Genomic DNA, 21,654 nt, shown 5'->3' with positions numbered 1-21,654 from the left:
ATCATATTGCACCTAAGCCCTCCAAGGTGGCGTCCGAAACATAGTCCATGCCGTTACCCGTTTTGCTCCAGATTGTTTAAGGGTTTTAGCCAGATAGTGAATGGTCGAGCCGGTGGTCAACACATCATCAACAATCAAAATATGCCGGTTCTTGATGACAGTTACTGCGTCCGCCTTTAAGATAAAACGTTCTTGCATGGACGCCGTTCGATTAGCGCGGCTAAGACTCGTCTGTGCGGCATTCGCCCTTTGGCAGACCACTAGGTTTGGAGCTCGTTTGACAGAGTTTGGGAGATCGAGTTGTTTGGCGATTTCCCAGGCTTGATTAAACCCCCGTGCCGCTAATTTTGCTTGGCTAAGGGGCACCGGAATCAAAACATCTGCATCGCAGGATTTGAGAGCATTTTGATGAAATGTATTCCATAACAGAGCAAACCCAGAAGCGCATGCTAATCTTTTTTGGTACTTCAGAAGATGAAGTGGGTGGCGCAATGGTTCTTGATAAAGGTCGAGATAAACCACGCGATCAAATGCTGGCCTCTCCTCTTCACATTGGGTGCAAATTGATTGATGCGGTTTAATTGGTAAAGCACAAACCGCGCATGATGGACCAATTCGCGAGCGATTTATAGCAATTCGCTTGCGACATGCGTGACAAACAATTTTCGCTTGTGGGTTTTCGCACACCATGCACAGTGTGGGTATTAGATATTGGGTTACGGTACTAAACCAGCGCATTGGGGCGCTGAGTATACTGATTCGATGACCACTTCTCTTTCATGGCTTCGTGCAGAAATTCAAGAGCGGATACTCAATAAGTTAGAGCCCATCAAGTTATCTCCAAAACGAATCCTGCTTGAACCCGATTTTTCAGACTTAAATCGCAGGGCATTTATTAGGCGTTTTCCTGGTGCGCAGATTGACAGCATTGCCGATTCTCAAATTCAGGGAGCCACGCCATTCCGAATCAAACTTCAACAGGCACTTAGTCGAATCTTGCCGAACTCTGGCCGATTATTGGATCAGGGGATTCCAGCCGACGCATCCTATGACTTAATCCTTAGTAATTTATCGTTGCAAAGTCGCAGCAATCCTGGAGCCTGGTTAGCAAATTGTCATCAACACCTGACTGAAGGCGGTCTTATTTCATTTGCCTATTTAGGCCCCGATACGGGTAAGGAACTTCGGAATGCCAATTCAGAAGGGGGGCATTTACAAGCCCTACCGGGCGCCCTCGATATGCACGATATTGGGGATGCCTTAGTTCAAAACCGCTATTCGGACCCGGTCATGGATATGGAATACCTTTATTTGGAGTACGAGACCGAACGGGCCCTTTACAAGGATGGTTTGGCCCTTGGGCTCATTTCTCCGGATGCACAACTTGATCGGCTGCACGCACCCAGCCCCCTAAAACTGACACTGGAAATCGTTTATGGGCATGCCTGGGTTTTAGCTAAAAATCGCAGTAGCGGAGATAGTAAAACGGCATATATTCGCGCAGATGCAATTAAACGTAAATAGTTGCGGAGCTATTTTATAAGTAAGTACTTACATTTAATTATCTACATATAGGGTTTGCACCAAAGGAAATCACAAAATGACTTCTGTCAAGCAAATCATCCTATAATTCAGTGTCTAATTATTGATTAGTGGGTGGAAAAGTGGCCGTGGTTTACTGGGTACGCTCCTCTTAAATTTGAGAAAAAAATGAATATTCGTAAATTGCTGACAAAAATTTGGTTTGTCCTAGGTTTTGGAATTTGGAGCGTTACTGTTGCAGCGCAAGATATGCCTGGTGGCCCCAAAGTTAATCAATTGAACTTTCCTGCACCGGCTACCAAGATCATGGAAGAAATTCATTGGTTGCATTGGTTCATGATGATCATTTGCTTGTTGATTTTTATCGGCGTTTTCTCGGTGATGTTCTACTCCATTTACAAACATCGCAAATCAAAGGGCGCGCAGCCCGCATCATTTCATGAGAGCACTTCAGTTGAAATTATTTGGACCGTGATCCCGCTGTTAATCGTGATTGGCATGGCTCTTCCTGCTACCAAAACCGTCGTGGCAATGAAGGACACAACCAATGCCGACATCACTATTAAAACCACTGGGTATCAGTGGAAGTGGGGCTATGACTATATTAAGGGTGAAGGCGAAGGCATTAGCTTTCTTTCCACCATGTCTACTTCACGCGAAGCAATCAATAATCTTGCCCCCAAGAGCCCAACCTATTTGATGGAAGTTGATCAAGAAATGGTTGTGCCTGTGAATAAAAAAATTCGTTTAATTACCACAGCAAATGATGTTATCCATGCGTGGACCGTGCCCGCCTTTGGCGTAAAGCAAGACGCAATCCCTGGGTTTGTACGAGACACCTGGTTCCGGGCTGAAAAAATTGGCACCTTCCGTGGACAATGTTCAGAGCTTTGTGGTGCGCAGCACGCATTTATGCCCATCGTGGTCAGAGTCGTTTCAGATGAGGATTACACCAAATGGGTTGCTCAAAAGAAAAAAGAAATGGCTGCAACCGCGGATGATCCCAGCAAGGTCTATACCTTGGCAGAGCAAATGGATCGTGGTGCGAAGGTTTACGCTACCAATTGCGCTGCATGCCACCAACCGAACGGCAAGGGCGCAGGTGCCTTCCCTGCATTGGATGGCAGCAAGGTTGCACTTGGTCCAAAGGCAGGTAATTTCACAATTTTGATTAATGGTAAGGGTGCCATGCCCAAATGGGGCGGTGTTTTATCCGATGGCGACTTGGCAGCCGTGATGACCTATTACCGCAATGCATGGGGTAACAAGACAGGTGAAGTAGTACAAACTCAAGAGTTTGCATCTGTTCGTGCTGGAAAATAACTGAACCTATATAACGAATTGAATTAAACCGGAGCAAATCATGAGCACCATATCAACAACCCACGATCACGCACACGATCACGCACACGATCATCCGCACGGATGGCGCCGCTGGTTATTCGCAACCAATCACAAAGACATCGGCACGATGTATTTGATTTTTGCATTCGTGAGCCTCTTGGCAGGTGGCGTTATGGCGCTTGGTATACGTTTGGAGCTTTTTCAGCCCGGATTGCAATATTTGCGCCCCGAGTTCTTTAATCAACTAACGACTATGCATGGTTTGGTGATGGTATTCGGAGCCATTATGCCGGCCTTCGTCGGCTTTGCAAACTGGATGATTCCTTTGCAAATTGGCGCATCGGACATGGCTTTCGCACGGATGAACAACTTTAGTTTCTGGATTTTGCCGGTTGCTGCCTTGCTGTTGTTTGGCTCATTCCTAGTGCCAGGCGGTGCGCCGTCGGGTGGCTGGACCTTATATGCACCATTGACCTTGCAAATGGGGCCAGGAATGGATATGGCCATCTTCGCATTGCACCTTTTAGGCGCTTCTTCGATTATGGGTTCGATTAACATCATTGTGACCATTTTGAACATGCGCGCACCGGGCATGACGCTCATGAAAATGCCAATGTTTTGCTGGACTTGGTTGATCACTGCGTATTTGTTAATTGCAGTGATGCCTGTACTAGCAGGCGCAATCACCATGGTTCTAACCGACCGCCACTTTGGTACTAGCTTCTTCTCCGCGGCCGGCGGCGGCGACCCTGTGATGTACCAGCATATTTTCTGGTTCTTTGGCCACCCTGAGGTTTACATCATGATCTTGCCAGCATTTGGCATTATCAGCGAGGTCGTTCCTGTTTTTGCTAGAAAACGCTTGTTTGGCTACGAATCAATGGTTTATGCCACATCATCCATTGCAATCTTGTCATTCATTGTTTGGGCGCATCATATGTTCACCACAGGTATGCCAGTGACTGGACAACTCTTCTTTATGTACGCCACGATGTTGATTGCCGTACCAACCGGTGTGAAGATTTTTAACTGGGTTGCAACGATGTGGAAAGGTTCAATGACCTTTGAAACCCCGATGCTATGGGCGATCGGATTCATCTTTGTATTCACAATTGGCGGCTTTACTGGACTTGTTTTAGCGATGGCCCCAATTGATATTGGCCTACAAGACACTTACTACGTGGTTGCCCACTTCCACTATGTATTAGTGGCGGGCTCGCTCTTTGCAATGTTTGCAGGCTTTTATTACTGGTGTCCAAAATGGACAGGTCGTATGGCCGATGAGTTCCGTGGCAAGATTCATTTTTGGGGATCGATGTTCTTCTTTAACCTCACCTTTTTCCCGATGCACTTTTTGGGCTTGGCCGGTATGCCACGTCGGTATGCAGATTACCCAACTCAATTTGCTGACTTCAATTTAATTGCATCAATCGGTGGCTTAGGTTTTGGTTTAATGCAGGTTTATTTCTTACTGTATGTGGTGTTGCCGGCATACCGTGGTCATGGCAAGAAGGCTCCTGATAGCCCATGGGAGACAGCTAATTCCTTAGAGTGGACAGTTCCATCACCTGCTCCGTTCCATACCTTTGAGCAGCCACCCAAAGTTAGTTAATGGCGCCTTACGTGACCGAGCGATCAAATCCATTGATGAGCAACCGCCGCCTAGCGGCGGTCTTGCTATCGATTGTTTTGACTTTTTTCTTGGGTATTGTGCTGAAGTATTGGTTCTTGGGTTAGTCGCATGGCACACAATCTAGGCACTCTCAATAAGCAAATCCTTCTTAAGCTTCTTTTGCTTGCCGTACTAATGTTCGGATTTGGTTATGCCTTAGTGCCTTTGTACAAAGCGCTGTGCGAGGTAACTGGTATTAATGTTGTAACCAGTAAAAATAATTATGGTGTGCGAGCTTATGGTGCAAGTAAGCCTGGTAATACCCAGGTAGATTACAGTCGAACAATCACGATTGAATTTGACTCCAATAGCCGTGGACCATTCGCCTTTAAGCCCGTAAAGAACTTTCTTGAAGTTCATCCAGGTGAGATGCATGAGATTGTTTATGAAGTAGTCAACACCTTGGATCGCCCAGTGGCTGCTCAAGCGATTCCGAGTTATGCACCTAAGACCGCCACTGAATTCTTCACGAAGATCGAGTGTTTTTGTTTTCAAGAGCAAGCGCTGACTCCGCATCAAATTCGGCAAATGCCCGTGGTATTTATTGTTGATCCCAATCTTCCTAAAGACGTTAAAACAATTACTTTGTCATATACCTTTTTTGAGACTGGCATACCAAAGCCTGTTGCTGATAGCAAAGAGTCTAAGAAGAAAGCGTCATCATGAACAAGCAACCCAGCTTCGTTGGTTCAATGCGCGCAGTTTTGTGGGCATTTCTTGGAATTCGTAATAAAGCAGGATTAAAAAATGATGTTGCAAGCTTAAGCTTTGTGCACATCATCATTGCTGGTGTATTGGGCGCCGTATTATTTATGGCGATCCTTTTATTGATTGTGAATTTAGTAGTAGCCAATTAATTTTTAGTTAGAAAGAGCGCGATGTCATTAAACTCCACACCGTATTACTTTGTTCCGGCCCCCTCAAAATACCCTGTCCTCGCAAGCATTGGCCTGCTTGGATTTGGTGGCGGTATGTCGGCTTGGGTGAATGGCCTGTCATGGGGAGGACCGCTGGTCTTGGCGGCCGTCATTTATGTACTGTTTGTGCTTTATGGTTGGTTTGGTACTGCAATCTCCGAGTCCAATACCGGTAAAAACGGTGTGAATGTGGATGTGTCTTATCGCTGGTCGATGAGCTGGTTCATCTTTTCTGAGATCATGTTTTTTGCAGCTTTCTTTGCTGCGCTTTTTTACGCCCGCAGTATTACCGTACCTTGGCTTAGTGACGTAGATAACAAACTTTTATGGCCTGATTTTGTGGCATCGTGGCCTACTGTTGGTCCGGCAAATTTAGTGGAAAAATTTAGCACGATTGGTCCTTGGCCGATTCCAACGATTAATACCCTGTTGCTACTAAGTTCAGGGGTGACGGTGACATGGGCGCATCATGCTTTGCGCGAGGGAAATCGTCAGCATGCCATTTATGGTTTATTTGCCACCGTTTCTTTGGGTCTTATTTTCTTGGGTTTCCAGGCCTACGAGTATATCCATGCTTATAGCGACTTAAACCTGAAGCTTACTTCTGGCATTTATGGTTCAACTTTCTTTATGTTGACGGGTTTCCATGGATTCCATGTATTTTTGGGCGGCTTGATGTTGACCATTGTTTTGCGACGCATGATTCGTGGCGATTTCACTGCTGAGAATCATTTTGGTTTTGAAGGCGCCGCATGGTATTGGCACTTCGTTGACGTCGTCTGGCTAGGTCTCTACATCGTCGTTTATTGGATGTAATGGTAGTAATACGCAGCAACCATCGTTGCTGCTTATTGAGGTACTTTCAGGCCAGTGGACTCAATGAGTCCAAAGTAATGGGCAATCCAAATGCCAATGAATAGTGCAATCGATAAACCAATTCTGAGCATCAGCGAGTGAACCATTCTGGAACTATTGCCCTTGTCTTTCATCATGAAGTAGAGGGCTGATCCAAGACTAGCAATGATGACCAACAGAATAAAAACAATTAGCCATTTCATATTGGTAACGAACCCTTGAGTTTATTTCGAGTTCTTATTGTAGAGCGAAGAGTCGCAACGGTTGCAATGTTGGTAGTTCTGGCAATTGGCGTTTTAGCGGGTCGCTGGCAGCTTAGTCGTGCCGACCAGAAAATAATCCTCGCTAACCAAATTACGGCTATGGCAGATCGAGAGCAAATTGATCTGAATGCCAAAAATTGGACCCTTCTTGAGACTCAGTTCAGACCAGTGCGGGCCCGAGGCCGCTTTTTAGTCAATGAGGTAATTTGGCTTGATAATCGACCGAACCCAAAACCGCAAGCAGGACAGACCCAATCGGGTTTCTATGTGCTGATGCCATTTTTACTCGACGGTCAAGAGAAACGGATTGTTTGGGTCAATCGAGGCTGGGCTCCCAGAAACAATCAGGATCGATTGATATTGCCAAGTATTAAAACTCCAGAGGGTTCGGTAATGATTGAGGGTATTGCATTATCGGGTCCAGGAAAGGTATTAGAGCTTGGTAACCAGCCCAATAGCGAGCGCAAACCTCGGATTCAGCAAAATTTAGATTTGACCTATGAGGCAAGCCGATTCACGTATTCTCAATCCCCCTTCATCATTCGTCAAAATGACCCGGATGCGGTTGATGGATTATCACGAATTTGGCCTGTTGCAACGACGGGAGTCGATCGCCATTATGCTTATGCTTTCCAATGGTTTTCTTTGGGCGCGGCAGCGCTAGCATTTTGGTTTACAACTGGATTTATGCGATATCGCAACCAAGGTAAATCGAGTTCATAGGGGTTATGTGACGGTGAGTGATCAAGATTTATTAATTCCAGCAAGTCAGCTTGATAAAAAAGCGCTGGATGCCCGAACCCGTCGCGGTCGGATTCAGATGATATTGGTTTTATTAGCATGTGCAGCCCCAGTCATCGCATCGTATTTGGCCTATTACGTTTTTAAGCCTGAAGGTGGAAAAACTAACTATGGCACTTTGGTTGTACCCCCACAGCCAATTAATCCAACTTGGTTTGAAATTCCATTCAATGGTAAGTGGACCCTCATGGTGGCAAGGCCTGCGAGTGAATGTAAAAAAGGTAACGATGCGTGCGTTGAGGTTTTGTATCTAATGCGTCAGGTTCGGTTGGCGCTAGGAAAACATAAAAATCGTTTGCAATTAGTTTGGGTTGTGAGTGATCGTGGGCCTGTTGAAGTCGATATTCAGAAAGCCTATGATCAAGAGAATGCAGGGTTTTACATTATTCCTGCTCCAGATCCTAAAAAAGAAGCAGCTTGGCAAGCATGGCTGAACACTCAAAATCTAGGCCAAGGAATTGCTCTAATCGATCCAAGTGGCGAGAAGATGATGGTCTTTCCAGACAAGACTAGCTCGAATGACTTTGTGAAGATCCGTAAAGATATTGAGCGTCTTCTAAAGTTAAATCGTAAGGGTGAGAAGATATGATGTCTGAAACGGCTCTGATGGTCTTGGAGCTTGCTGGAATTGCTCTCCTAATTGCTGGCTTACCATTGGCATTTCTTTATTTTAAAAAAGGAATGGGCTTATTTCAAAAGCTCAACTGGACCATCGTATTTTTGACCTTTGATCTCATTTTGTTTGGTGCGTTTACCCGCTTAAGTGATTCGGGTCTGGGATGTCCGGATTGGCCAGGTTGCTATGGTACATCCAATCCTTTTCGTGCAATTGAAGAGATACGTGCGGCGGAGGCTGCAATGCCAACGGGCCCGGTGACAGTATTTAAAGCCTGGGTTGAAATGATTCATCGCTATTTAGCGATGAGCGTTGGCTTTTTAATCATCATCCAAGTGATTGCGGCATTTAAGCAGCCAAATCCAAGACGCTCTTTAGCAATTAGGGGTAGTTTGTTTTTGCTGGTATTGGTGTGCTTACAAGGCGCATTCGGGGCTTGGACTGTCACCCTGAAACTTCAGCCAATAATTGTGAGCATGCATCTGATCCTGGCATTGGTGTTATTTGCCAGCATGGTGTGGTTCGCGCAGCGCAATGATCTACATCATTTAAATGATTCCAAGACGATCTCAAGCCTATCTGGCGGCCTTGTACTCATTGCCATCTTAGCCCTCTTTGGACAAATTTTTCTAGGAGCATGGGTTAGTACTAACTATGCCGTTTTGGCTTGTCCTGATTTCCCAACCTGTATGGGTACTTGGTATCCCAACATGGATTGGCAAAATGCATTTTTCTTATGGCGCGATTTAGGTGAGGCTAAATCAGGTGGAATTATTCCAATGGCAGCATTGGTTACCATTCATTGGACCCATCGCGTTGGTGCAATTATTGCTTCGGCAGTTTTGTTATTCGTCGCTGTAAAAGCAGTTCGTTACCCAGAGTCTAAAGTTCAATTTTGGGGTAAAGCAATCATCGCATTATTAGCATTGCAAATTGCAACCGGTATATCTAATGTCGTATTTCAATGGCCATTAGTTGCCGCGCTATTACATACCGGCGGTGCCGCAGCTATCTTATTTTGCTTAGTGCGTTTGAGTGCTTGGAGTAACAGTTATTTTTTATCCAGCAAATCGTTACAACAAGGGTCTGTGTGAGCAATACTGATTTTGTCCGCCCCCCAATGCCTCGCTGGAGACAGTATTGGGTGCTAACAAAGCCAAGAGTCACTCAGCTTGCTGTGTTTTGCGCAATTATTGGTATGTTTCTGGCGACGCCGGGGATGGTTTCTTGGTCGGTCCTCATTGGCGGCTCGATTGGTATTTGGTTGCTAGCAGGCGCAGCATTTGCAGTGAACTGTTTGATTGAACAGGCGGTTGATGCCAAAATGCGCCGCACCGCATGGCGCCCTTCTGCAACCGGTGAGATTACCCCGTGGCAAATTATTATTTTCTCTTGTATCTTGGGGGCCGCGGGTATGGCAGTTTTGTGGATTTATACCAATCCACTAACGATGTGGCTTACCTTTGCAACATTTGTTGGCTACGCTGTCATTTATACCTGGTTCTTAAAGCCAGCAACACCTCAAAATATTGTGATCGGCGGGCTCTCAGGTGCCATGCCGCCGGCTTTAGGTTGGGTTGCCGTTACCAATCAACTATCGGCGGAGGCATGGTTATTGGTCTTAATTATTTTTGTGTGGACACCGCCGCATTTTTGGGCATTGGCACTGTACCGCCGTGAAGATTACGTTCAAGCAGGCTTACCAATGCTGCCAGTAACCCATGGCGAGCGTTTTACCTTATTGAATATCTTGCTCTATACGTTAATTTTATTAGCGGCATCGATTCTTCCTTATGTCTACGGAATGAGTGGCTTGTTTTATTTAATTTGTGCTCTGATACTTAGCGGTATTTTTGTGATCTATGCCATTCGTCTATACAAAGACTATAGCGATCAATTAGCCCGCAAGACCTTTAAGTATTCCATTAGTTATTTGGCGCTTTTGTTTGCTGCCATCTTGATTGACCATTATTTATAGCCCATGAAAAAAATTGTTCTTTTATTTGCCGTATTTTTATTAGCTGCTTGTTCAAAGCCTAGCTTTAAGAACGTTGATATTACCGGCAGCAAATCGTTTGGCTCTAATTTTGAGCTTTTGGATCCAAACGGTCAGGTGAAAACAATGGCTGATTTCAAAGGCAAAGCGGTATTGATTTTCTTTGGCTACACCCACTGCCCAGATGTTTGCCCGGCAACATTGATTGAAATGCAAGAGGTCATGAAAGCCTTAGGCCCCTTATCCGATCAGGTGCAAGTGATCTTTATTACCGTTGATCCCCAACGAGATACTGCAGAGTTAATGGCGCAATATCCCCCAGCATTTGATCCTCGATTTATAGGCTTACGCCCCGCCAATGATGAGGCTCTCGCTAAGCTCGCAAAGGATTTTAAGATGTATTACAACAAGGTTCCTGGTAGCAACCCTAAAAACTATACGATGGATCATACAGCCGGGAGTTATGTTTTTGATCCTAGCGGTAATTTACGCCTATATATTAAGCATGGGCAGGGTGCACAACCCATTGCCCATGACTTAAAGATACTGCTTCAATAAGTTTTAGTGGAGCGTGAGATTTTCGTCTTTTAGGAGGCTACGCAGCTTTTTAAAAGCTGCAACCTCAATTTGACGGACACGTTCAGCGGAGATGCCATACTCCTTGGCAAGATCATGCAAAGTTTTACCACCCTGCCCCTCCGCATTAACTGCTAACCAACGGCTTTCAACGATGGCACGACTTCGCTCATCTAAGGCATGAAGTGCTTGCATCAGTTTTGGGCCTTGCAAAGAATACGTTTCATTTTGCTCAAGAACAGCAGTTGGCTCTTGACTCTCATCAGTAAGCCATTGAATGGGAGCAAAGCTTTCTTCATCATCGCTATCGCCCTCGATTGAGATATCACCCCCCGCAAGACGAATTTCCATTTCTTTTACATCGGCACCACGAACATCAAGCGCCTTTGCCAATGATTCAATTTCATCATTGCTCAAAGCATTGGCCGACAGTTTATTGCTTCGTAGGTTGAAAAAAAGCTTACGCTGAGCTTTGGTAGTTGCCACCTTGACCAAGCGCCAGTTTTTTAAGATGTACTCGTGGATTTCTGCTTTGATCCAATGAATTGCGTATGAAACGAGTCGTACCCCTTGATTGGGATCATAGCGCTTAACCGCTTTCATTAGACCAATGTTACCTTCCTGGATGAGGTCGGCATGTGGAATTCCATAACCAAGGTACTGACGAGCAACTGATGCTACAAGTCGTAAGTGCGATAAAACCAACTGACGTGCAGCATCTAAATTTTCAGAGCGGCGATATTCTTGCGCCAAGGTATATTCCTGGGCAGCACTTAACATCGGCAAGCGGTTAATGTGTGCTAAGTACGCATCAATCGTGCCGACCCCAAGAGCAGGTAGTGCCGGCATTGCAAGTGCGATGCTAGAGGTACCCATTTTTTGTGTATTCGTCATAGTTTTCAAAGTCATCATTGAATTGATTAATTTGAGTTTAGATAAATACATTTTAGCACTCATGTCAATAGAGTGCTAATTACGCTAATAAACTATAAATACTTGATTTATATGACTATTCTACGAGCTCTTTAGCATAGGCTTGGGCTGAAAAGAGCTCCAAATCACCTAATTGCTCACCCTTGCCAAGGGCGTAGACATAGGTTTTAGGACCCTGGTTTTTGGGGGCGTTTTCTAATTCGTTGCGAAGCGCACAAATTACCCCGCCCTTAGCGGTGCCATCTAATTTAGTAACGATTAAACCGTGCAGTCCTATCGCGTTCCGAAAGGCCAAAACTTGGGCAATTCCATTTTGTCCTGTATTTCCATCAAGGACCAACACCATTTGATGTGGGGCATCCGGAATCAACTTCGAAATGACTCGCTTAACCTTCTTTAATTCTTCCATGAGGTTAGTCTGAGTGGCCAGTCGACCAGCCGTATCAATTAATACGATATCCACTTGCCTTGATAGCGCAGCCTGGATTGCATCATGTGCAATAGCGCCCGCATCGCCGCTTTCTTGACTAAGTACTTGTACTTGATTGCGCTCACCCCATTCTTTGAGTTGATTGCGAGCCGCTGCTCGAAATGTATCACCCGCAGCAAGCAGTACCGATTTTCCTTGAGCTTGGAAGTGGTGACATAGTTTTCCAATTGATGTGGTTTTGCCAGCACCATTGACCCCTACGATCAGCCAAACTTCAGGCTTTGCATGGATCGCAGAGGGATTTAGGGGGTTTTCAGGGGGCTCCAAGTCGCTCAAGTGATGGCTTAGTTCACTTACAAGAACGGCTTTTAAATCCTCAGAATTTGTAATGGCATGTTCTTTTGCAGATTTGCGTAGACTAGTGATTAGGAATGTCGATGTCGCAACCCCAACATCGGCTTTAATTAGTAATTCTTCTAAATGGTCAAACCAGGCCTCATCAACACGGTGACGAGTAAAAAGTGAACTAAGTGTTTTACGCAAACCAAACATTGTCGATACAATCCAAAAGAGTCATCTTAACTAGTCAAACCATGCAACCATGATAGCGAAGTTACAGTTTAGCAATCCAGCAGCAAAAATTATGGCCAGGGCATTGAGTGCCTTAGCTGCTCTCTGTTTGCTCGATTCAGGGAATGCATTTTCTGCCCAAACGGATACGCATGAGTATCAACTCAAGAACGGATTACGTTTGATCGTTCGTGAAGATCATCGTGCACCCACAGTCGTTCATATGGTGTGGTATCGCGCAGGATCGATGGATGAGGTGAATGGTAAAACAGGCGTTGCCCATGTTCTTGAACACATGATGTTTAAGGGAACTAAAAAAGTGAAATCAGGTGAGTTCTCACGGATGGTTGCTGCAGTCGGTGGACGCGAGAATGCATTTACAGCCCGAGATTTCACAGGATATTTTCAGCAGATTGAGAAATCAAAGCTGGAAGAGGTGATGAGGCTTGAAGCCGATCGAATGGCCAATGTTCAATTTTCTGATGAGGAGTTCGGGCGAGAGCTGCAAGTAGTCATGGAGGAGCGACGCTTACGAACTGAGGATAATCCAACGAGTTTGATGCGCGAATTACTGATGGCAACCGCATTTATTAGCTCCCCCTATCGCCACCCCATTATTGGTTGGATGAGTGATTTACAGAATATGAAGCCCGCTGATACGCGGCAATGGTATCACGACTGGTATGCACCCAATAATGCAGTGGTTGTTGTAGCAGGCGATGTTAATCCACTGGCAGTGAAAGCATTGGTTGAAAAGTACTATGGACCAATTCAGGCAAAAAAACTGCCAGAGCGTAAGCCACAGGTGGAGCCTGAACAAAAAGGGGAAAAGCGCGCAGTTTTGAAGGCGCCAGCTGAGAGTCCTCAAATCATGATGGCATGGAAAGTTCCCAAACTGGATCCAAAAAAAATGGATGAAGTAGATCCTTATACCTTGCTCGTTTTGTCTGCCGTTCTAAGTGGTCACGATAACTCGCGATTAAATCGAGAGTTAGTTCGTAATCAACGTCTTGCAAATAGTGCCAGGGTAAGCTATGAACTAACTAGTCGCGGACCAGAGCTATTTGAGATTGGTGCAACGGCGGCTAAGGGTCAAACGGTTCAGAATTTGGAAAAAGGCATTTTGCAGACCTTGCAAGATATTGCAAACCAAGGGGTAACTGAGGCCGAGCTAAAGCGCATAAAGGCACAGTTGCTTGCTTCACAAATCTATAAACGCGACTCCATTTTTGCTCAAGCCATGGAGATTGGAAGCTCAGAAATGGCCGGAGTCTCCTGGCGCGATTTAGATCGCATGATTGAGCGAATTCAGTTGATTCAATCCAATCAAATCCAACAGGCAATTAAGACACATTTTATTAACGATGGTTTAACCATCGTGACCCTAGATCCCCAGCCGCGTTCAATGCTTGCAAAGCCGCGTGGCATGTCAAGTAGTTTGCGTCATTAAAAGGGAAGACCATGCATCGTATTCATATCTTCTGCAAAGGCTTGGTTAGCTCGATTGCTATGCTGTTGGCAGCTCAGGCCTACGCAGTATTACCAATCCAAGAGATTTCGTTGAGCAATGGTACGAAAGCGTATTTGATCCAGACCAATGCTTTACCCATGATCGATATTGAAATTAGTATCGATGCTGGAAGCCGATATGACCCAAAAAATCAAAGTGGTTTAGCAGCACTGACCGCCGCAATGTTGACTCGCGGAATTTCATGGCAGGGCAGCACTCTAAATGAGGCTCAACAGGCCGATGCGATTGCCGAGTTGGGGGCTAGTATTAGTGCGTCAGCCTCGGGTGAAAGAACCATCGTGCGTGCCCGGTCATTGAGTAAGCCGGAATTATTTAACCCATTACTTCAACTATTGGTGGCTAGTGTTTCCAAACCCATCTTTGATCAATCGATTCTGGTGCGTGAAAAGCAACGCGTTAGCTCAGCAATACAGGAAGGCGATACAAAACCAGAGGTAGTGCTCCAAAAACGGTTTCGCCAAACAGTATTTGGAAATTACCCCTTAGCACGATCTCCGAGTATTGAATCGATTGCAGCGATACAGGAGGGTGACCTCAAGCGATTTCATCAAGACTTCTATCGCCAAGATCGAGTGATCGTAAACCTGGTAGGGAACATTGATCACGCCGGAGCGAAACAAATTGCGGAGCAAATTATCGGGGCACTTCCCGCTAAGGGATCAACCATTCCTGTTTTGCCACCATTAGAGCGCTCCCCGATTGAACCTGAATCACAGCGTGTAATACGTATTCCTTTTCAAACCCAACAAACCCACATTGCAATGGGCATGACTGCCATCCCGCGCGATAACCCTGACTATTTCCCGCTACTCGTTGGAAATTATGTATTGGGCGGTGGCGGTTTTGTATCTCGCTTGGTTGGTGAGGTTCGGGATAAGCGTGGATTTGCTTATAGTGTGTTTAGTTATTTTCAGCCTGGGCGTGATACTGGAACGTTTGAGGCAGGTTTGCAAACTCGTAATGATCAAGCGGATCAAGCCCTAAAAGTGTTGCAAGAAACGGTTGCACGCTTTATTGAAGATGGCCCAAGCGAAGCAGAATTAGCGGCCGCAAAAGCAAATTTAATCAATGGCTATCCATTGCGACTCGATAGTAATCGCAAATTACTTGATAACCTTTCGGCAATTACCTGGAATCAGTTGCCACTTAATACCCTCGATATTTGGACACAACACGTTGCGGCCGTAAAAAAAGACGATGTACGCAATGCATTCAAACGTCATTTAGATATGCGCAGAATGATCAGTGTTCTTGTTGGGAGCGCACCATAATTGGCACTTAGCCATCGAATTCGGATTATTGGCGGTGTATGGCGTAGCCGGCAGATTCAGGTTTTAGATCAACAGGATTTGCGCCCGAGCTCTGATCGGGTTCGTGAAACGCTATTTAATTGGTTGGGCCCTGACCTTAGTGGCCTAAAAGCGATTGACGTATTTGCTGGTTCTGGTGCTTTGGGTTTTGAGACTGCTTCTCGATCGGCTGATGAGGCAGTAATGATTGAAAAAGATAAACGAATCCATAACCAGCTATTGATACAGCACCAGCTTCTTAATTCTTATCCAATTCATGGGGAAGTAAAAATCATTCACGGGGATGGGATTTCTTATTTACAGCGTGCTGATGATCGGTCGGCCCAGTTGATTTTTTTGGACCCCCCATTTAATCAGCCAAACTTGCTGCTTAGTGCAGCACAAGAAGCGGGCCGTGTATGCGACGACCAAGGGCGGGGCGGAATTTATATTGAGTGCCCTAATGACTTCGATCTAAGGGATTTGAGCACCTTATTGCCTAATTGGACCCTGATTAAATCGATGGAAACGGCTCAAGTAAAAGCGGTATTGTTTCGCCGCAGTTCGAGCTAAACTCCTGTTTATCTCTACTAATAAGGGGGTCTTCATGACCGTTGCTGTCTATCCAGGAACCTTTGATCCATTTACCCGCGGCCATGAGGATTTGGTTCGGCGTGCTTCGAGTATTTTCACCAAGCTGATTGTTGGTGTGGCCGATAGTAAAAATAAGCGTCCTATCTTTACACTCGAAGAACGCATTGAAATTGCCAAAGAGGTCTTGAGTCATTACCCAAACGTTGAGATTGCTGGATTTTCTGGGTTATTGAAAGACTTTGCTCGAGAGCATTCTGCTCGCGTGATTGTTCGTGGCCTGCGTGCTGTATCGGATTTTGAGTATGAGTTTCAGATGGCCGGTATGAATCGGTACTTACTGCCAGATGTGGAGACTTTATTCTTGACCCCATCGGATCAGTATCAATTCATTTCTGGTACGTTTGTCCGTGAAATTGCACTCATGGGCGGCGATGTGAGTAAGTTTGTTTTTCCCTCAGTGGAAAAATGGTTGCACAAGAAGAATGCGCAAATTAAATCCACTTAAGCTACTCTGATCATTCTTATGAGGATATTAATATGGCATTAATGATTACAGACGAATGCATTAATTGCGATGTCTGTGAACCAGAATGCCCAAACGATGCGATTTATATGGGGATTGAGATTTATGAAATCGATCCCAATAAATGCACCGAGTGCGTTGGGCATTTTGATGCCCCGCAATGCCGTCAGGTATGCCCAGTCGATTGCATTCCACTCAATCCCAATTATTCCGAAACGCAAGAGCAATTACTCGAAAAATATAAACTCTTGAGCAACCTCAAACAGACAAACTAAATCATTTAATTTGGGCCGTGCAGAATCTGGATGGCATCTTGCGTATTTCCCTCAAGAAGGAGGGGCAGAATACCAATTGCCTTCGTGATGGCTGCATCTAACTTATCTTGCTCTTCTGAACTTGGTTTTTTCAGTACGTAGTCGGCAACATCCATTTTTGCTAGATTTCCGGGTAGATCGCGTGGGTGACCAATCCCAAAACGAAGCCGCCAAAATTGAGGGCTTGATAAATGCTGTTGGATATCTTTAAGGCCGTTATGACCGCCATTACCCCCGCCTTGCTTAAGACGAGCTGTTCCAGGTTTGAGGTCGAGCTCATCATGAACCACCAGAACCTCGTTGGCCCCGATCTTATGAAAGCGACACAAGGGACCCACCGCTTCACCGCTAAGATTCATGAAGGTATCTGGCTCTAGTAAGTAAATATCATGACCCTTAATTTGGATTTTTGCGATCCGACCATTAAATCGCTTTTCAGCTTGAAGAGATTGTTTGCATTGAGCCGCAAGACGGTCGACAAACCAAAATCCTGCATTATGACGATCGGCCTCATGCTTTGATCCAGGATTTCCAAGTCCAACAATTAAACGAATCATTTTTATCAGTAGATTGAAGCTAGGTGATCCAACTATAAACGACTTCAATTGGGCAATAAAAAACCCGCATGTAGCGGGTTTTTCTGGGAGTGAAACGATTTAGCTTTTTGCTTCTTTATCAGCAGCTGGAGCGGCGGCCTCAGCAGCTGGTGCAGCTTCGGCTGCGGCTGCTTCGGGTTCCGCTTTAACGGCTGGTATACGAGCATTCGCAATCACCGGATTTTCTTGCTCTACATGAAGAACTAAGCTCACGCCTTTGGGCAGAGTAACTTCTTTGGCATGAATCGATTGGCCGACAACGATTTTGCTAAGATCAACTTCCAAGAATTCAGGAAGATCGCCTGGTAAGCATGTGATTTCGATTTCATTGGCAACGTGGCTGACAACAGCGCCACCAAACTTGACTGCCTCTGATTCTTCGGCGCCCTTGAAATGCAGGGGAACGCGCATATGAATTTTCTCAGTGGCCGATACGCGTTGGAAATCAACGTGCAAAACCAATGGTTTAAATGGATGCATCTGGTAATCACGCAATAAGGCTTTTTGTGATTTACCGTTTAATTCGATATCCAAAATGGATGAGTGAAAAGCTTCTTTCCGCAAAGCGTGAAATAAAGCGTTGTGGTCTAACTCGATTGCGCAGGGAGATTCTTGCTTTCCGCCATAGATAATTCCGGGGGTTTTCCCAGAATTGCGCAGGCGGCGGCTCGCACCAGTGCCCTGTACGCTACGTTCAAATGCAACTACTTTCATGATGACTCCAAATTAAGGGTTAATTTCCGTCCGCGACCAAACGGAAAGCCTTAAATTATAGCTTGAAAGAGTAAAAATTCGGTAGGAATCAGTTGCTTACGTAGCTATTCAGCAAAAAGCGACATCACAGAATCGCCTTTGGTGATTCGCAAAATGGTCTCTGCGAGGAGAGGAGCAACACTTAACTGCCTGATTTTATTGACTGATTTTGTATCTTGATTTAGTGGAATTGTGTCAGTAACCACTAACTCATCAATTTCAGATTCTGCAATACGGGCGGCAGCGCCACCGGACAGAACTGGATGGGTGCAATAGGCTGTAACGCTCTTAGCGCCGCGTTCTTTAAGAACCTCAGCCGCCTTACAGAGGGTGCCGCCTGTGTCAATAATGTCGTCCATGATGACGCAGTGGCGGTTTTCCACCTCACCAATTAAATGCATTACTTCAGAGACGTTGGGCTTTGGTCTACGTTTATCAATAATTGCCAAATCACAGCTTAATTGCTTAGCAAAGGCTCTAGCGCGTACCACACCGCCAATGTCGGGGGATACCACCGTGAGGTCGGGCTGATTTTTTGCTCGTAGATCCCCTAAAAGAACGGGAGATGCATAGATATTATCGACTGGGATATCAAAAAATCCTTGGATCTGGTCTGCATGCAAGTCCATGGTGAGCACGCGTTCTACGCCAGCAACGGATTGCAGCATATTGGCGACAATTCTGGCTGAAATCGCAACCCGTGCAGAGCGTGGACGGCGGTCTTGGCGAGCATAGCCAAAGTAGGGAATAACAGCGGTAATTCGGTTGGCTGATGCCCTTTTAAGGGCATCAATCATGATCATGAGTTCCATCAGGTTGTCGTTGGTGGGATCACAGGTCGACTGGATTACAACGACATTCTTGCCGCGAACATTTTCCTGGATTTCAACCTGGATCTCACCATCAGAAAACCGACCAACAAAGGCCTTTCCGAGCTGTAATTGCATCTGGCTAGCAACTGCCTCTGCAAGGGTGGGATTGGCGTTGCCAGTGAAGATGGTGAGCGCGTCAGAGTTCATGGTCTTAACTAGTATTGGTTAACCAGCATAACAGTGGCAGGGGAGGAAGGACTCGAACCCTCGCATGCCGGAATCAAAATCCGGTGCCTTGACCAACTTGGCGACTCCCCTACTGCCTCATACTGATAAAACCGAATTGTAAGCGGGATTTTGTTTTAGTCCCCGAACAAGCCGACCCACCCACCCTGAGGGAAGATTGAGCATCTTTTGTTCCAGATCGTATCGCTTGATCGATTCTGGTAGGACGGCAAACACACTACTACCCGATCCAGACATTCGACGAGTAGCATCTGGGAGCGTTTGAGCTAACCAATTTAATGCTCGATTTACTTCAGGGCAGAGCTCACAAGCCACTGGTTGTAGGTCGTTTGTGAATTGCCCAACATCACCAGTATTTGCGAGAAAGTCTACTATTGTAATCGGAGCATGATTTCGGGTCAATTGATCGGATTGAAAGACGGTTTGGGTTGACACGGAGTGTCCTGGAAAAATAATTAGGAACTCTTGATTTGGTAAATCAATGCATTCAAGTTGCTCGCCAATTCCCTGTACAAATGCATTGTGACCAAATAAAAAGAATGGCACATCGGCACCTAACTGCAATCCAAGTTCACTCAATTCAGTTTTAGGGAGATGAAGATTCCAGAGTTGGTTCAAAGCAATCAACACGGTGGCCGCATCGGATGATCCTCCACCTAAGCCTGCCCCAATCGGAATATTTTTTTTAAGATGAATTTCAACTCCGTATGGATAGTTCGTGTGGCTTTTCAGTAATTGGGCAGCACGCACGACCAAATCTTTTTCAGGGGGAACAGTTGGGTCGCCGCCATGTCGAATAATTGTGTCTCGATCGGTCGTACTAAAACACAATCGATCACACCAATCTACCAACTGAAACACGGATTGAAGTTCGTGATATCCGTTTGGACGTCGACCGGTTACATGAAGAAATAAATTAATTTTGGCTGGAGCAAGAAGCTCGAGGTGATTACTCATTCACTTGATCAAAAATTAAGCGCACATCAATCGAGCCAGTATTCGTGTTTCTGGTCATGGTGAGGCGCTCGATCTTCTTGCTTTCATTCCACACGTAGGCCAAATCCCATCCATCTTGGGAGATACGCTTTACTTGACCCTGATTATCACGTTCAAGTCGCGCCGGGCTGCCGGCACGTAGTTGTCCATTGAGCCAATTGGATAAACCCCGCGCAGGAAGTGGTAACCCTAAGGTATTCTGAATTAAGGTATCTGCATCAATGGCACTCACTTTTTTGCCATCCCGTTCTAGGATCGCTTCACCGGGGTTAATTGTAATTTTGGCAATTGCACCGCCCATTGGCCCTCGAATTTCTAGGGTGTCGCTTAAGCCATTTTTGGTGAGAGTAAAGCTACCCGATCCGCCTTGATTATTGTTAGTAGGTCGATCACTTGCTCTCACTGCAAAACGACCATCCCATTGACTGGCGACGATATCCATAGAGATTGCCCAAGATGGTTTTAGGCGCTTTAAGGTCTCCCGGAGGGTGGCATTATTCGCATCGATTAGCTCGCCTTGTCGCCAAGCTTCCTCTGCTTCAATGGGCCGATTTAGGATCCACAGCACTTCGCCAAGATGAGCAGCAATATCTGCCTCAGGTTTAATCCGAAATGCGTCTTGAAGCTGTTTTAAGGCAAGTTCTTTATTGCCTAAGCGAAAATTAACCCAACCCAAACTATCTAAAATAAAGGGATCTTTGGGATCCAGGTTATGGGCTTTAAGGATAAGCTCATAGGCATTTTTAAGTCGGATGTTTCGGTCGGCCAAGGAGTACCCAAGCGCATTGAGTGCTTGAATATCATTTGGATTGCGCTCGATGATGGTTCGTAACGTTTTTTCCATCACCTCAAACTGACCAGACTTTTCGGCTGCTAGAGCATAGGTATATAAAATTTGTGGATTGGTAGGGGGCGGAACCAGGGCCGCAACAATTCTGTAATACGCGTTTAAAGCTGCACCCTCATCTTGAGCCCGACTCAATAAGCTCTGCCACTGTTGCAAAATTTGTTCACGCTCTTTAAGGCTTTGTCCCTTTAGAAGAGCGATCGCTGGTGCAACAGCATCAGACCACCGTTGATTGAGCATCAGCAGAGTGACCAATACTTCTTTAGGCTTACTTTGACCAGGCTTTGATAATTCATCCCAAGTTTGTGCAGCGATTAAAGCAAGATCCGCCGCATTCGCTGCAATTGCAATCTCCATCGCGCGTTGAGCTAAGGCGGGATCGGCGGTTTGACGTGCCAGACTCAGGTAGGTTTGATAGGCCAATCCAGCCTCACCACGTTGTAGAGCAATTTCAGAAGCAAGTATTTCAAACACCTGCTCACTCGTGGCCCCTTTGGTCTGTGCTGAAGTGAGTGGGATAAAACCCAAAGAGCAGCACCAAGCAGCCCAAAGCAATAGATGCTTCAGACGCAGTTTTGCCAAAATGAAAGTAAATCGGTTACCCATCAGCACATTCTAATCCCCGAAACTACAATATA

Annotated in this window: 26 protein-coding genes and 1 tRNA gene; 17 read left to right on the top strand and 10 right to left on the bottom strand. The window is 45.7% G+C overall.

The features are described from left to right. Positions 1-12: 12 nt before the first annotated feature. Positions 13-690: a ComF family protein gene (locus ICV32_RS09430; RefSeq protein WP_215370432.1), complete on the bottom strand. Its 678-nt coding sequence runs from the start codon at positions 688-690 to the stop codon at positions 13-15. A gap of 72 nt (positions 691-762) precedes the next feature. Here ICV32_RS09430 and ICV32_RS09425 point away from each other — a divergent pair, with 72 nt between their 5' ends. From ICV32_RS09425 to ICV32_RS09395, 7 genes are all read left to right on the top strand, one after another. Then, positions 763-1,524, top strand: a complete 762-nt coding sequence (locus tag ICV32_RS09425) for a methyltransferase type 11 (RefSeq protein WP_215370429.1) — start codon at positions 763-765, stop codon at positions 1,522-1,524. Positions 1,525-1,791: 267 nt separating this feature from the next. Further along, positions 1,792-2,865 (top strand): cytochrome c oxidase subunit II, encoded by a 1,074-nt coding sequence (coxB, locus tag ICV32_RS09420; RefSeq protein WP_251371986.1) that lies wholly within the window; start codon positions 1,792-1,794, stop codon positions 2,863-2,865. A 40-nt stretch (positions 2,866-2,905) separates the two neighbouring features. Further along, complete coding sequence (gene ctaD, locus ICV32_RS09415) at positions 2,906-4,498, top strand: cytochrome c oxidase subunit I (protein WP_215370424.1); 1,593 nt, start codon at positions 2,906-2,908, stop codon at positions 4,496-4,498. 11 nt (positions 4,499-4,509) lie between these two features. Next, a complete protein-coding gene (locus tag ICV32_RS09410) occupies positions 4,510-4,623 on the top strand; it encodes a cytochrome oxidase small assembly protein (protein WP_251371855.1) in 114 nt (37 codons plus the stop codon). Between the two features lie 4 nt (positions 4,624-4,627). After that, positions 4,628-5,224: a cytochrome c oxidase assembly protein gene (locus ICV32_RS09405; RefSeq protein WP_215370416.1), complete on the top strand. Its 597-nt coding sequence runs from the start codon at positions 4,628-4,630 to the stop codon at positions 5,222-5,224. Then, positions 5,221-5,415 (top strand): DUF2970 domain-containing protein, encoded by a 195-nt coding sequence (locus tag ICV32_RS09400; RefSeq protein ID WP_251371854.1) that lies wholly within the window; start codon positions 5,221-5,223, stop codon positions 5,413-5,415. The genes ICV32_RS09405 and ICV32_RS09400 overlap by 4 nt, the downstream gene beginning before the upstream one ends. A gap of 21 nt (positions 5,416-5,436) precedes the next feature. Continuing rightward, entirely contained in the window at positions 5,437-6,291 is an 855-nt protein-coding gene (locus ICV32_RS09395; protein ID WP_215370414.1) for a cytochrome c oxidase subunit 3, read from the top strand. 32 nt (positions 6,292-6,323) lie between these two features. Here ICV32_RS09395 and ICV32_RS09390 read toward each other — a convergent pair whose 3' ends face one another. Beyond that, positions 6,324-6,533 (bottom strand): twin transmembrane helix small protein, encoded by a 210-nt coding sequence (locus ICV32_RS09390; protein ID WP_215370411.1) that lies wholly within the window; start codon positions 6,531-6,533, stop codon positions 6,324-6,326. Positions 6,534-6,548: 15 nt separating this feature from the next. On the opposite strand from ICV32_RS09390, the gene ICV32_RS09385 reads away from it, so the two are divergent. From ICV32_RS09385 to ICV32_RS09365, 5 genes are read left to right on the top strand one after another with little or no spacing between them, the layout of a single operon-like run. Next, a complete protein-coding gene (locus tag ICV32_RS09385; RefSeq protein ID WP_215370408.1) occupies positions 6,549-7,316 on the top strand; it encodes an SURF1 family protein in 768 nt (255 codons plus the stop codon). Positions 7,317-7,329: 13 nt separating this feature from the next. Continuing rightward, positions 7,330-7,983 (top strand): hypothetical protein, encoded by a 654-nt coding sequence (locus tag ICV32_RS09380; protein WP_215370405.1) that lies wholly within the window; start codon positions 7,330-7,332, stop codon positions 7,981-7,983. Then, positions 7,980-9,104 (top strand): heme A synthase, encoded by a 1,125-nt coding sequence (locus ICV32_RS09375; RefSeq protein WP_251371853.1) that lies wholly within the window; start codon positions 7,980-7,982, stop codon positions 9,102-9,104. The genes ICV32_RS09380 and ICV32_RS09375 overlap by 4 nt, the downstream gene beginning before the upstream one ends. A 26-nt stretch (positions 9,105-9,130) precedes the next feature. Further along, a complete protein-coding gene (cyoE, locus tag ICV32_RS09370) occupies positions 9,131-9,988 on the top strand; it encodes a heme o synthase (RefSeq protein WP_215372703.1) in 858 nt (285 codons plus the stop codon). Positions 9,989-9,991: 3 nt separating this feature from the next. Continuing rightward, positions 9,992-10,564 carry an SCO family protein gene (locus ICV32_RS09365; RefSeq protein WP_215370403.1) on the top strand — a complete coding sequence of 191 codons (573 nt, stop codon included), beginning with the start codon at positions 9,992-9,994 and terminating at the stop codon, positions 10,562-10,564. 3 nt (positions 10,565-10,567) lie between these two features. On the opposite strand, the gene rpoH is transcribed toward ICV32_RS09365, so the two are convergent. Then, positions 10,568-11,458, bottom strand: coding sequence for an RNA polymerase sigma factor RpoH (gene rpoH, locus ICV32_RS09360; RefSeq protein ID WP_251371852.1), 891 nt, complete (start codon positions 11,456-11,458; stop codon positions 10,568-10,570). 133 nt (positions 11,459-11,591) lie between these two features. Beyond that, complete coding sequence (gene ftsY / locus ICV32_RS09355) at positions 11,592-12,497, bottom strand: signal recognition particle-docking protein FtsY (RefSeq protein ID WP_215370398.1); 906 nt, start codon at positions 12,495-12,497, stop codon at positions 11,592-11,594. 49 nt (positions 12,498-12,546) lie between these two features. On the opposite strand from ftsY, the gene ICV32_RS09350 reads away from it, so the two are divergent. The 5 genes from ICV32_RS09350 to ICV32_RS09330 are packed head-to-tail and all read left to right on the top strand — an operon-like array spanning position 12,547 to position 16,727. Further along, positions 12,547-13,965: a pitrilysin family protein gene (locus ICV32_RS09350; RefSeq protein WP_251371851.1), complete on the top strand. Its 1,419-nt coding sequence runs from the start codon at positions 12,547-12,549 to the stop codon at positions 13,963-13,965. An 11-nt stretch (positions 13,966-13,976) separates the two neighbouring features. Further along, complete coding sequence (locus ICV32_RS09345; RefSeq protein WP_251371850.1) at positions 13,977-15,317, top strand: pitrilysin family protein; 1,341 nt, start codon at positions 13,977-13,979, stop codon at positions 15,315-15,317. Beyond that, complete coding sequence (rsmD, locus tag ICV32_RS09340) at positions 15,318-15,908, top strand: 16S rRNA (guanine(966)-N(2))-methyltransferase RsmD (RefSeq protein ID WP_215370395.1); 591 nt, start codon at positions 15,318-15,320, stop codon at positions 15,906-15,908. Positions 15,909-15,942: 34 nt separating this feature from the next. Beyond that, positions 15,943-16,434, top strand: coding sequence for a pantetheine-phosphate adenylyltransferase (coaD, locus tag ICV32_RS09335; RefSeq protein WP_215370392.1), 492 nt, complete (start codon positions 15,943-15,945; stop codon positions 16,432-16,434). 32 nt (positions 16,435-16,466) lie between these two features. Then, on the top strand, positions 16,467-16,727 hold the full coding sequence (locus ICV32_RS09330) for a YfhL family 4Fe-4S dicluster ferredoxin (protein ID WP_215370389.1): 261 nt from the start codon (positions 16,467-16,469) through the stop codon (positions 16,725-16,727). Positions 16,728-16,732: 5 nt separating this feature from the next. Here the strand turns inward: ICV32_RS09330 and pth are convergent, their stop codons facing one another. The 6 genes from pth to ICV32_RS09300 all read right to left on the bottom strand — a co-directional run bounded on the left by pth (position 16,733) and on the right by ICV32_RS09300 (position 21,622). Then, positions 16,733-17,323 carry an aminoacyl-tRNA hydrolase gene (gene pth, locus ICV32_RS09325; protein WP_215370386.1) on the bottom strand — a complete coding sequence of 197 codons (591 nt, stop codon included), beginning with the start codon at positions 17,321-17,323 and terminating at the stop codon, positions 16,733-16,735. A 99-nt stretch (positions 17,324-17,422) separates the two neighbouring features. Then, positions 17,423-18,076: a 50S ribosomal protein L25/general stress protein Ctc gene (locus ICV32_RS09320; RefSeq protein WP_215370383.1), complete on the bottom strand. Its 654-nt coding sequence runs from the start codon at positions 18,074-18,076 to the stop codon at positions 17,423-17,425. Between the two features lie 104 nt (positions 18,077-18,180). Next, the gene (locus tag ICV32_RS09315; RefSeq protein WP_215370380.1) at positions 18,181-19,134 is read right to left on the bottom strand and encodes a ribose-phosphate pyrophosphokinase; all 954 of its coding nucleotides are present in this window, start codon (positions 19,132-19,134) and stop codon (positions 18,181-18,183) included. A 34-nt stretch (positions 19,135-19,168) separates the two neighbouring features. Then, a tRNA-Gln gene (locus ICV32_RS09310) sits at positions 19,169-19,245 on the bottom strand. A gap of 6 nt (positions 19,246-19,251) precedes the next feature. Continuing rightward, positions 19,252-20,130 carry a 4-(cytidine 5'-diphospho)-2-C-methyl-D-erythritol kinase gene (gene ispE, locus ICV32_RS09305; RefSeq protein WP_215370377.1) on the bottom strand — a complete coding sequence of 293 codons (879 nt, stop codon included), beginning with the start codon at positions 20,128-20,130 and terminating at the stop codon, positions 19,252-19,254. Continuing rightward, positions 20,123-21,622: an outer membrane lipoprotein LolB gene (locus tag ICV32_RS09300; protein ID WP_215370374.1), complete on the bottom strand. Its 1,500-nt coding sequence runs from the start codon at positions 21,620-21,622 to the stop codon at positions 20,123-20,125. The genes ispE and ICV32_RS09300 overlap by 8 nt, the downstream gene beginning before the upstream one ends. Positions 21,623-21,654 lie beyond the last annotated feature (32 nt).

Source organism: Polynucleobacter sp. MWH-UH24A, assembly GCF_018687475.1.
In the GTDB taxonomy this organism is placed as follows: Bacteria; Pseudomonadota; Gammaproteobacteria; order Burkholderiales; family Burkholderiaceae; genus Polynucleobacter.
Note: the sequence above shows the minus strand (reverse complement) of the source record. Positions and strands in the feature narration are given on the sequence as shown.